This is a genomic window from Orenia metallireducens, from assembly GCF_001693735.1.
Lineage (GTDB): Bacteria > Bacillota > Halanaerobiia > Halobacteroidales > Halobacteroidaceae > Orenia > Orenia metallireducens.
This window is the reverse complement of the sequence record NZ_LWDV01000006.1, coordinates 202,130-214,333: the sequence shown is the minus strand read 5'-3', so window position 1 is coordinate 214,333 and position 12,204 is coordinate 202,130. Positions and strand designations below refer to the sequence as shown.

The following is a 12,204-nucleotide window of genomic DNA, read 5'->3' as shown; positions in this document are numbered from 1 at the left end:
GGGGAGATTATGAAACTAAATAAAATTCATCACATTGCGATTATATGTTCCGAATATGAAAAATCTAAAGAATTTTATGTCAATATCCTTAATTTGAAGGTGATTAAAGAGACCTACCGAGAGAATCGGGACTCCTATAAATTAGATTTAGCTATTGGAGAGGACAGTCAAATAGAGTTATTTTCCTTTTCAAATCCACCTCAGAGACCAAGCTATCCTGAGGCAAGAGGACTTAGACATCTAGCTTTTGAGGTTGATGATATAGAAGAAACAGTAAAAGAGCTAGAGAGGCAAGGGGTTGTTGTAGAAGGTATAAGAATCGATGAGGTTACAGGAAAGAAGTTTACTTTCTTCAAGGACCCTGATGACTTGCCCTTAGAACTATATGAAAAATAAGAAATAGAGTTATATCTTTTAATGGGTATAAAGGGACAGTAACGGGTGACGAGTTAAGTTATTTACTGGTTACTCGTCACTAGTTACTGAAGTGTCTCAATATCTATAAATTGTATCAGTTCTCCTACTAATAGAAGATATTATAAGATTATAAGTTCTTTATTGTATAACTTTTCAAAACCTTTGCTAACTGATAAAGCATCATTAATCTCTAATTCTACATCTTCTTTGGAAATAGTTTTGATAATAAAACGATTATCTTCTAGCTGGCATTGGATATCCTCTACCAAGCCATTCATATTCCTATCTAAACTCTCTGCAATCTCAACTAATATACCAAACTTACGAATTATCTCTTTGTCATCACCTTTTCTATCAATAATATCAGTAAATTGTGAGCGATTTAAATTATATTTTCTTAAGTCATACTTGGTATGGCGATGGGAGGCAGCAATATAGGCACTAATTAATAACTCTCGATGAGATAAGCCATTAATACCAGAGTTAAGTATCATATAAAAAGAGTGTTCGTGATGATCATAATAGTTAATACTATTTCCTGCATCATGTAACATAGTTGCAGTCTTTAAAATCTTATCAATATCACCTTCAAATTCCTCTTCATTCAATTTAAATAAAGGCTTTAATTCTTGGTATAGTACTTTGGCTAGCTTATGTACATGCTGAGCATGTTTCTTATTGAGATTTAAATTATTTACTATATTATTTATGGAGAAATCTAACACATTAGAGTTAGGTTCTTTATCTTGATAGAGATAATTGTAGATTAGCCCTTCTCTAATCCCTTTGCCACTAATAAGTAATTTATCTAAATTATATAAATTCATTAAGGTTGCTACAGCAGCAGTGGCACCAATAAAGATATCTGCTCTCTTTTTAGATAGTCCAGATATCTTCTTTCTTTTCTTTAAGTCTTTGTTTTTGACTAATTCATAGATAGCATTGACTGTAGATTTTTTTAGTTGATAATAATGGAGTAGATCTAAAGGATAGTCATTATTCCTCTGGTCTATTTTCGCAATATTTCTAATAGTACCACCGACCCCAATTAAAGAGTTACAATCTATATCTTTTAGCCAAGTAACTTCATTGAAGGCTGTTGTTAAGAATTTTATTAGCTGCTCCTCTTGTTTGCTAGTGATGCTATCATAAAGATTGAAGTGTCGGGTTAAATCTAGAGAACCAAAGGACAAGCTAACACATTCCTTTATTTTTCTTTCTTTCATCCAAATCAGCTCTATACTTCCACCACCGATATCCATAATCAGCCCATTATCTCGATCAATGCTATTTACAACTCCCCAGTAATCATAATATCCTTCTTCTTCACCTGATAATACTTGCACATCAAGCTCAACCTCTTCTTTTATTCTATTTAAAAATTCCTCTTGATTATCAGCTCTACGTACAGCAGCTGTAGCAACAGCTATAATCTCTTTAGTCTCAGTAGCATTACATAAGTTTTTAAACATCTTTAAGGTTTGAATAGCTACTTTAATACGCCCTTCCTGTAATTTATTATCCTCTTCTATTCCTTCTCCTAATCTAACAGTCTCCTTTAATTCATCAATTATCTTAAAAGAGTTATTCTTTTTAATCTCTGCTAAGACTAATTTGATAGAATTTGAACCGATATCAACAATAGCAATATTTCTCATTAAAACTCCTCCCTTTATTTTCAATCGTTTTTAAAAAATAGCAAAAATAAATAATTATATTATTATGAAATTATTTCTTATAATTATACATTATTTCTCAAAATAATAATAGTTGAATAATTACTTTTTAACTCGATTTTAATACTTGTTAACATTATGTTAACAAGTATAAATAAGGAATATGTTATAATATTGAAAAAGATAGATTCTTATATTGAAAATTGTATTTAAATTGATTTATTTTAGATAATTATATATTAGGAAAATTTAGTGACAACAAGTTATAGGGAGCAAATAAGAATCTTGTCTTGTCACTGTTTACTCAGAGTTTCTTACTGTTGTTATTTAGATTTATGTGGGAGGAATTGTTATGAGTGAAAAGGCTGCTGTTATATATATAGGCTCTAGTGCATTATATCTAAAGATAGGGGAGAAGAGAAATAAGAAGATGAAAGTTCTAGAATCCCTTGAATATCCACTGAGTTTAGGTCATGACACCTTTAAAAGAGATAAGATAAGCTTTGAGAAGGTAGATGAAACCTGTAGAGTACTTAAAGGTTTTTTAAAATTAATTAATGAGTATAGAATAGATAATATTAAAACAGTAGCTACCACTGCAATTAGGGAGTCCAAAAATAGAGATCATATCTTAGATCAGATTAAGGTAAAGACTGGATTGCAGGTAGAAGTGTTAGATGATTCTGAAGAGAAGATATATATCTATAAAGGTATGTGTAAAAAGCTAGAAGAAATAGGTCTCAATGAACAACAAGCATTGATGTGCTATATTGGAACAGGAAGGCTAGGGGTATCTTTATATTCCCAGAGTAATATCAAATATAATCAAAATATTCGAATAGGTTCCTTGAAATTAAGTGAGATATTAGGGAAGATTCAAGAGAAGACAGATAAATTTTATATAGTTTTAGAGGAGTATTTAAGGAGCTTTACTTATATGTTACAGAAGAATTTTCCTTTGATGAATATCTCTAATTTTGTCGTCTCTGGAAAAGAGATAGAGATGATAGCTGACTTATGTGAAGTAGAAATGGAAAAGGAGTTATGCTATATCCCTAAAGATAAATTCGATAGCCTTTATGATAAGATTAAGGATAAAACTCCAACTCAACTGCTTAATATGTACAACCTATCTCCAGAGAAATCAGAGATTTTACTACCGGCTATGGCTATCTATAAAACAGTATTTAATTTTACACAGGCTGAAAAGATTATTGCGCCCTTTGTATTCTTATTGGATGTATTATTATATGATATTCTCTATTCAGAAGAGAGTCAGAAGTGGAGTAATATCTTTGTTGAGAATACAATTATTTCAGCTCAGAGTATAGGTAAGAAGTATTATTATAATCAGAAGCATGCTAAGGTTGTAACAGAATTTACTATGAAGATATTTGATGGAGTTAAAGCTATTCATGGTCTAGGGGATAGAGAGCGATTATTATTGCAAATAGCAGCTATTCTCCATGATGTAGGTAAATATATCAGTCTTAAACGCCATTATTACCATTCTTATGATATTATTCGTGCTTCTAGTATATTAGGGTTAAATAATAAAGAGTTAGAGATTGTAGCAAATATAGCAAGATACCATAGTAAGAAATTACCTAATAATAGTGATACTAGTTATAGAAAATTATCTACTGAAGATAAGGTGTTAGTAGCTAAATTGGCAGCTATCTTACAATTAGGTGATTCTTTAGATAGAAGCCATATTAAGAAGTTTGAAGACCTCAAAGTCAATCTAAAGAATAAGAAGTTAGAGATTATTGGCTATAGTAATGAGAATACTTTATTAGAGGCATGGACCTTTGAGCAGAAGTCAGAACTCTTCAAAGAAGTATTTGGAATAAAAGCTGAGTTTATTAAAAAGAGGGTGAAATAATGGATTATAGTGATTCTAAATATTATCTTAATAAGCAGTTTGGCTGGTTAGAGTTTAATAACCGTGTATTAGAAGAGGCTCAAGATGAACGGACGCCTTTATTGGAGAGATTGAAGTTTTTAGCGATAACTGCATCTAATCTAGATGAATTTGTAATGGTTACAGTGGCTAGATTAAAAGACCAGATAGAGTCTGGTTATAATAAGCAGGATAAGGTAGGCCTTAGACCAAAAGAGCTCTTTAAAGAACTTTCTAATAGAATGCATCAGATGGTTAAAGAGCAGTATGGTTGTTTAAATTATGTATTAGATACTTTAGAAGAAGAGGATATTAATTTTATGGAGTATAAAGATTTGACTGAAGATCAGAAGGAGTTTTTAGATAATTATTTCCATGACAATATTCACCCTGTATTGACCCCAATGGCTATTGATCAGAGTAGACCCTTTCCTTTAATCTTAAATAAGAGTTTGAATTTAGCAGTTCGTCTAACCAGTTCTCCAGAATCGAATACCCTTTCACCTAATAAAGATGGTAAAGGTTTATTTTCAATGGTTAGAGTACCTTCTATTCTGCCTAGAATTGTAGAGATACCTTCTGATGATAAGCGGAATTTTATCTTTATGGAGAAGGTAATCAAAGAGTATTTAGATAAGTTATTCTTTGGTTATACAATAGAGGCTGTAGGTGCTTTTAGAATTACCAGAAATGCTGAGGTAAGCCTTGATGAAGAGGCACAAAACTTGTTAGTAGAGATGGAACGTTATGTTAAAAGAAGGAAGTGGGGGTTTCCAGTTAGATTAGAGATAGAGCAGGGAATTGATTGTCAATTGAAGGATTTTTTAGTTCAGTCTCTAGATTTAAATAGAGAAGATATCTATGAAGTTGCAGGACCTATCGATCTAACCACCTTTATGGGTTTTAGTGGTTTAGATGGTTTTGATCACCTTAGATATGAACCGCTATTACCCCAGCCAGCTCAAGATTTTTATAATAAGGAAGAGAGTATCTTTGATTTAATTAAAGAGAAGGATTTATTGGTTCATCATCCCTATGAAAGTTTTGACCCTGTAATTAAGTTGGTACAGGAGGCTTCTGAAGATTCACAAGTATTGGCTATTAAACAGACTCTTTACCGAGTCAGTGGGGACTCTCCAATTATAGAGGCTTTGGCTCAAGCAGCTGAAAATGGAAAGCAGGTTACGGTATTAGTAGAGTTAAAGGCTAGATTTGATGAGGAGAATAATATAGAGTGGGCTAAAAAGTTAGAGAAGTCAGGTTGCCATGTTGTTTATGGATTAGTTGGCTTAAAGGTACATTCTAAGTTACTGTTGATAGTTAGAGATGAAGAGGAGGGTATCAGAAGGTATGTCCATATGAGTACAGGAAATTATAATGACAAGACTGCTAAATTATATACTGATACTGGAATGTTTACTGCTAAAGAGACTTTTGGTTCTGATGTTTCGGCTATGTTTAATCTATTGACAGGCTACTCTTCGGCTCCCCAATGGAAGAAGTTAGCGGTAGCTCCTTTGAATTTGCGGGATACCTTTGTTAAGCTGATTAGAAACGAAGTTGAGCAGGTAAAGTCAGGTAAGGAAGGGCATATTATTGCTAAGATGAATTCTTTAGTTGATTCTGGAATAATCAAAGAGTTGTATAAGGCTTCCTCAGCAGGGGTTAAGATAGATTTAATAGTGCGGGGGATGTGCTGTTTAAAGCCTGGAATTGAAGGTGTCAGTGATAATATCAGGGTGATTAGTATAGTAGGACGCTTGTTAGAACATAGCCGTATCTTCTATTTCAGTAATGGCGCTAATCCTAAAATCTTTATGTCCAGTGCTGACTGGAGGCCTAGAAATTTAGATAGAAGAGTTGAGGCATTGTTTCCAGTAGAGGATGAGGATTTAAAAGCTAGAATTATTAAGCTATTAGATATTACCCTAAGGGATAATGTCAAGGCACGGGAGCAACAGCCTGATGGAAGCTATAAGCGTGTGGAAAGAGATGGAGTGGAGTTAGAATCTCAGCTTGAATTCCATCGATTGGCTAAAAAGGCTGTCAAAAAGCTGGATAGCACCAATATAATAGCTTTATTTAAACAGACATCAGCAAGGGATACTAATATACATTAATTTAAATAGAGTTACTTGAAGGTTCACCTACTTTGGTGAATCTTTTTCTTTATCTTTGTTTAATATTAATGTCTGTTAATGGGTATATTGCGACACTTTTCAGACCTCACCCCCTAGCCCCCTCTCCTACCATAGGAGAGGGGGAATTAAAAATTTGGTCTCCCTTCTCCTAGTGTAGGAGAAGATGCTTTTTTCACGAAGAGTCTTACCTTGTAGACTCGTAGGGGGATTAAGGGATGAGGTAGATGTTTTTGAACTTAACTATTAACTATATAATTTACACTGTAAACTGAAGTAAAAATGTCGCAATATTACTATATGTTATTAGTTTTTAACTAATGTTATTACTAGAAAACCAAAACAAAAACTAAATTACATTAATTACAAGTTATTTACATTAGATTCCTGTAAAAAATTATGTTATAATAAGTTTTGTTGTTGATATGACAATTGCTATTTGAATTATGAAAGGAGGCAGTAATGATGAATATCAAGAGAAGTTTATTGGCTTTAATTTTAACCTTAACAGTTCTTTTTGCAGGAAGTTACCTTGTGGATAGCTATAAATTTAATCATGCTTTAAATGATGATCTATTGGAAATTGATGGTGTAGAGAAGGTAGAGATTGATAAATCTAGTACCATTTATAAAGTAGAAGTTACTTTACAGTCAGTTGATAACTTAATTAAAGTCTATGAAGATATTAAGGATAGGATAGAAGAGACTACTAAAGATGAGGAATATAAGTTAGTTATTAACTCTAATTCTGCTGAATTAACTGAGATTTATGAAGATATTAATTTGGCTTTATATGAAGCATTAGAGACAGGAGAGTTTGTTAAATTAGGAGAGAGAGTTGATAATTTTGCTAAGGAGTATCAATTAGATAAATCAGAGATTAAGGTTGATACTGATTATCTTTATTTAACTTTGATTAAAGAGAAGCAGGAATTATATAAAGTAGTTAAACGGAATCAAAAGAAGAGATTAGGAGGTGAGATGAATGGCTAAAGATTTTGGATTAGGAGTTGGATTAGCAATGATTATCTTCTTAGCTGTTAATGGAATCAATCTCTTTCCAATGGTACTTTTGGGAGGCTTAGGTTACTTTTTATTCAATTCATTAAACAAGCAGGCTTTAGGGGATAACTTTGCTATTTCAAATAAAGATGATAATAAGGTTCCAAAGGTAGACTTTGCTGATATTGGTGGACAGGATTCAGCTAAGAATGAATTATTAGAAGCATTAGAGTTTGTCAAGAGTAGGGAAGAGATTAAGAAGTTAGGGATTAGACCATTAAAAGGGTTAATGTTAAGTGGTCCTCCAGGAACTGGTAAGACCCTAATGGCTAAAGCAGCAGCCAACTACATCGATTCTATATTCATCTCCACTTCAGGAAGTGAATTTATCGAGATGTATGCAGGGGTTGGTGCTAAAAGGGTTAGAAAATTATTTAAGGATGCCCGTGATAAGGCTAAGAAAGCAGATAAAAATAATGCGATTATCTTTATCGATGAGATTGATGTGTTAGGTGGTAAGCGTGGTAGTAACTCTAGCCATATGGAATATGATCAGACCCTTAACCAATTACTAGTGGAGCTTGATGGCATCAGTGTAGATGACCAAGTCAATGTCTTAGTAGTTGGTGCTACAAACAGAATTGATATTCTAGATGAGGCTCTGTTAAGACCAGGGCGTTTTGATCGTATTGTAAAGGTAGATTTACCAGATAGAGAGGGTAGAGAGCATATCTTAAAGATTCATACCCATAATAAGCCTTTAGCTGATGATGTTGATTTAGCACAATTAGCTAAAGAGACCTTCCGTTTCTCTGGTGCTCAATTAGAGAGCTTGACCAATGAAGCAGCTATTATGGCTATGCGTGAAGATGCAGAGAAGATCAATAAGACCCACTTTAAAGAGGCTATTGATAAAGTGATGATGGGTGAGAAGTTAAATCGTCGCCCAAATAAAGAGGAATTAAAGCGAGTAGCTTATCATGAGGTTGGACATGCCTTATTGGGGGAGATAGTAAATCCAAAGTCAGTATCTAATATTACAATTACTTCTCGCGGTAGAGCCTTAGGTTATGTTCGCCATAATCCAGAAGATGACTATTACCTACAGACTATCGACTACTTAAAGAATCAGATTGCTGTCTTGGTAGCCGGTTCTTTAGTAGAAGAAGAGATTTTAGGTAATAGAAGTACAGGAGCAAGTAATGACTTTGAGAAGGCAATTCAGATTGCTAAGCAGATTATCTTCTCAGGAATGTCCAAATTAGGAGTGGTAAGTAAGGACAGCCTTCCAGGTAAGCTATTACACGAGACTACCTCTGAAATCATTGCAGAGCAAGAAGAAATAGTAAGAAAAGAGATTAAAGCTAATCAAGAGTTTATTCACCAAGTAGTAGAAATTTTATTAGAAGAAGAGAGTATTACAGGTGATGAGTTTAGAGAATTATTATCTAAAAAAGAAGACAGAGTAGCTTAAGAGCAGACCAGCGACTTATGTTGGTCTGTTTTTTTATTGCAGAAATAAATCGGCTACGATATAATGGTTTTGTGGGTATTATATATTAGAATTACTCATTGAGGGATACTTCAGTTGAGATTTTTATACAATTTAAATTAATAAGGAGTGAAATCTATGCTAATTAAGAAAAAAGAAATAATATTATTATCATTGATGTTGCTAGTTGCTGTGATGGCAGGTTGTTCAGGTGATGAAGTTTTAACACAGGGTGATGATGATTATCAGATTCCGCTAGAAGTTATTGCAGGAATTTCAAGTGCTCAATATGATGCTAATTTTGAAGCTAGCGGTGGGTCTGAGTATTATTGGGAGGTAGATGGTGGTATTGCTTATGGTAGTTTTAATGATGTAACTCTTAGTAAACCTGAGTTTACAGCTACTAATACTGCTTTACAGGAGGGTCAAGTAAGAATTAGAGTAACAATAGATCAAGAGGTTAAGCCGTGGTTGATTGTAGATGTAGTTGACAATAATAACGAAACAGAGTTTTATGAGGGTGCTTTTCATGTTGTAGTACCAACACAAGATAATAATAAAGAAGGTTATCTAGCAGCTGGGTTTAGTGGTGGAATTGGATTAAGTGACCCTAAAGTTCCTTATGCTGTTAAAACAGAGGAAACTGGTTTAACAGTATGGGATACAAAGAGAAATGAATTATTTGGTTCTATGGATGGACGTTTTTATGGAATTAATGATATTGTGTATCCTATGGGTGGCGATAAATATTTTTTAATTGGATATAGAGCAGAAAATAATAGTAAATATCAGGCTTATTCTGTTAAATTAAATAATAAAGGAGAAAAGGAAGATGAATGGTCTTATGGGGATCCTGTAAAGGATGTATACTTAAGAGATGGAATAGGTATCAAAGAGGATAGTACACGAGTTAATTATATAGTTGCTGTAGGTAATTCAGGAACTAAAAGCGAGGCAGATCCTTATATTATTAAAATAAATGTTACTAATAATGATGATATTAATGATTCAGATGTAGAAACTTTTAGTCCACAGATAAGCCAATTAAATTATGATTATTATAATCTACAATCTATCATAGAGACAATAAATGGTTATCTTGTTGCTGGTTATGTAGGAACTGATTCTGAGAATACTGAGGGGATTATAATTGAGTTAGATAAGAATTTTGCAGTAAAGAACTATAGCAAATATACCGATATTAAAAAGTTATATAAGATAGCAGAAAATGGAAATGGCAATTTTGTAGTTGTGGGTTCTAATGCTTATGTAGCTGAAGTAGATAGTAGTTTAACTGCGATTCAGTTGAACTTTAATTTAAATTACACAGCAGATTTTAGAGATGTACTTATAGATGGAGATAGTTATATCCTAGTAGGGCAAGATGTTGAAAATAATGGAGGGATAGCAGTAAAAATAACAAATGGTACTCTAGATGAATCTTTTAATGTAAGAAAAGGAAGCTACTTATACTCAATTGCCAAGGCAACAGATGGTAATTATTTATTAGCTGGATATTCTAATAATCAAAAAGCGTATATAGTAAAAATTAATTCTTCAGGAGATGTTGTTCCAAGGGTAGCACAATAAAGATTTAAATAAAAGGGCGGTTATAACCGCTCTTTTATAGTTTATAAAATATTTTTAATAGGAGGCTAATTATTGAAGAAAATCTATTTTGTTTTAATATTATTATGGTTTATGATTTTTTCTGTAAAGGCAGAAGCTATAACTGTTATTTTAGATTTAAATGCTGGTTGGAATTATAATGATTTAATTTATAAGAAATTTAAAGATAATAAAAGAGATTTAGACCATTTTATGAGAGAAGATTTAAATAGTGGTCAGGGATTTTATCTAGAAGAGATTTATTGGATTAATAATAAATGGGGATTAGGGTTAGGCTTTGATAAAGTAGTTACTAGTTGGTCAGGAGAGAGTGAAAGCCCTAATGGAAAAAGAATATTTGAATATATTTATCAAATCTCTGGTCCATATACAAGTTTAAAATATATTATGAATGATAATATTACATTAAAAGCAAATTTTATTTATTATAATTATAGTGAACACTATAATAGAAAGTATTCCTGGCAAGATGAACAAATTGATAGAGACTTAGAGAGAGGTAATGGATTAGGTATTATATTAGGAAGTGATATAGCTATTCCTATTAAAAAAGGTTTCATATTTAATGGTGGTTTTGGTTATAGAATGGTAGAGATTGATTTAACAGAAAAATATAGTGATTTACATGGTGAAATGATTTCAAATTCTGCTAATGAGAAGCTTGAGATTACAGGTTTAACTATTTCTGCTGGTATCTCATATAAGTTCTAAATTACTATGAGAATGAAGGGGATCAACAAGTTGTGTTTTTTACTCTTTAGATACACCAAATAAGCTAAGATATCAACTGAATTATGGATATTAAAATTCAAAATTTTAGCAGGTGAATAGGTATTTATATCTAACTATATAAATAGCAGGTAAATTATAAATTAAAATTGTTTTATAGATTATATTAATTATATAGATTTACTGTTATTAAATAATTTTGATAGGAATAATATATAGCAGAAGAATTTTAATAATATTACGATGTTAATCAATTTAAAAATTTTATTTTATAAATTATTTTATGGTAATTTGTAAGAAGTTAAAGGGGGTTAAATAAATGGCAGCAGAAGAAGCTAATTCTTCTAAGGTGAATATTAACACTGCTACGATTGAAGAATTGACAAGTTTAAAGGGAATAGGTCCTACTCTAGCAGGTAGAATTGTTGATTATCGTGAAATGAAAGGACGCTTTGAGAGTTTAGAAGAGTTGAAGTTGGTATCAGGGATTGGAAAGAAACTATTTGCAGGAATAAAAGATGAGATTACTAATGAAATCCAAGAAGTAAATTTAAAGCAATTAGATGAAGATAAAGAGGTACCGTCAAGTGATGAGGTAGTTGAAGATAAGAAGAAAGAGTTTGAGTTGAATGAAGGGATAGATATTGTTAATGAATATCAAGTTCCACAGAAGTATGGGGTTAATGAGTTGGTCTTACAGGTTAAAAATCCTAAGACAGCTCATCTGTATTGGGAGTATACTGAGGATAAGATAAATGAAGTAATAGCCCAAACTGGTATCGATGATATTAATGAGGCTAAGTTATCCTTAAGGGTTCACAATGTAACTGCAGACTCAGAGTATGACATTGAAATTGGTTTAGAAAATGATAGTTGGTGGTTAAATGAGTTAGAGACTACTAATAGTTATTTTGTAAATTTAGGGGTAGTAGATGGAGAAGGTAATTTCCACTCTATACTTCAATCTAATAAAATCACTATGCCAACTAATAAAGTAAGTGATAGATTAGATGAAGAATGGATGACTCTTAAAGAGACTATGGAGCAAGTGTACTTATTATCTGGTGGATTATTATTTGAAGAGAGAGAAAGCGGATATAGCTCTGTGGATATTCTTAAAAAGTTAGAGTCAAATAATGAAATTTATGATTTAGATCAAATTTATAGCTCTATTGAACTATTAAAGGGTACTTTAAAATAATAAGGTTAAAAAGAAGA

Annotated in this window: 9 protein-coding genes; 8 read left to right on the top strand and 1 reads right to left on the bottom strand. The window is 32.1% G+C overall.

Features of this window, described 5'->3' with window-relative positions:
- Nucleotides 1-9 precede the first annotated feature (9 nt).
- A complete protein-coding gene (gloA2, locus tag U472_RS02315) occupies nucleotides 10-396 on the top strand; it encodes an SMU1112c/YaeR family gloxylase I-like metalloprotein (protein ID WP_068715120.1) in 387 nt (128 codons plus the stop codon).
- Between the two features lie 140 nt (nucleotides 397-536).
- Here the strand turns inward: gloA2 and ppx are convergent, their stop codons facing one another.
- Nucleotides 537-2,075 (bottom strand): exopolyphosphatase, encoded by a 1,539-nt coding sequence (gene ppx / locus U472_RS02310; RefSeq protein ID WP_068715118.1) that lies wholly within the window; start codon nucleotides 2,073-2,075, stop codon nucleotides 537-539.
- Between the two features lie 370 nt (nucleotides 2,076-2,445).
- On the opposite strand from ppx, the gene U472_RS02305 reads away from it, so the two are divergent.
- From U472_RS02305 to U472_RS02275, 7 genes are all read left to right on the top strand, one after another.
- On the top strand, nucleotides 2,446-3,978 hold the full coding sequence (locus U472_RS02305) for a Ppx/GppA phosphatase family protein (protein ID WP_068715116.1): 1,533 nt from the start codon (nucleotides 2,446-2,448) through the stop codon (nucleotides 3,976-3,978).
- Nucleotides 3,978-6,116, top strand: coding sequence for an RNA degradosome polyphosphate kinase (locus U472_RS02300; RefSeq protein WP_068715114.1), 2,139 nt, complete (start codon nucleotides 3,978-3,980; stop codon nucleotides 6,114-6,116). Before U472_RS02305 ends, U472_RS02300 begins: the two co-directional genes overlap by 1 nt.
- 483 nt (nucleotides 6,117-6,599) lie before the next feature.
- The gene (locus U472_RS02295; protein ID WP_068715112.1) at nucleotides 6,600-7,127 is read left to right on the top strand and encodes a hypothetical protein; all 528 of its coding nucleotides are present in this window, start codon (nucleotides 6,600-6,602) and stop codon (nucleotides 7,125-7,127) included.
- Nucleotides 7,120-8,610, top strand: a complete 1,491-nt coding sequence (locus tag U472_RS02290) for an AAA family ATPase (protein ID WP_068715110.1) — start codon at nucleotides 7,120-7,122, stop codon at nucleotides 8,608-8,610. The genes U472_RS02295 and U472_RS02290 overlap by 8 nt, the downstream gene beginning before the upstream one ends.
- Before the next feature lie 156 nt (nucleotides 8,611-8,766).
- A complete protein-coding gene (locus U472_RS02285) occupies nucleotides 8,767-10,218 on the top strand; it encodes a hypothetical protein (protein ID WP_068715108.1) in 1,452 nt (483 codons plus the stop codon).
- A gap of 72 nt (nucleotides 10,219-10,290) precedes the next feature.
- The gene (locus tag U472_RS02280; protein WP_068715106.1) at nucleotides 10,291-10,968 is read left to right on the top strand and encodes a hypothetical protein; all 678 of its coding nucleotides are present in this window, start codon (nucleotides 10,291-10,293) and stop codon (nucleotides 10,966-10,968) included.
- A gap of 337 nt (nucleotides 10,969-11,305) precedes the next feature.
- Nucleotides 11,306-12,187 carry a DUF4912 domain-containing protein gene (locus U472_RS02275; RefSeq protein WP_068715104.1) on the top strand — a complete coding sequence of 294 codons (882 nt, stop codon included), beginning with the start codon at nucleotides 11,306-11,308 and terminating at the stop codon, nucleotides 12,185-12,187.
- The last annotated feature ends 17 nt before the right edge of the window (nucleotides 12,188-12,204 follow it).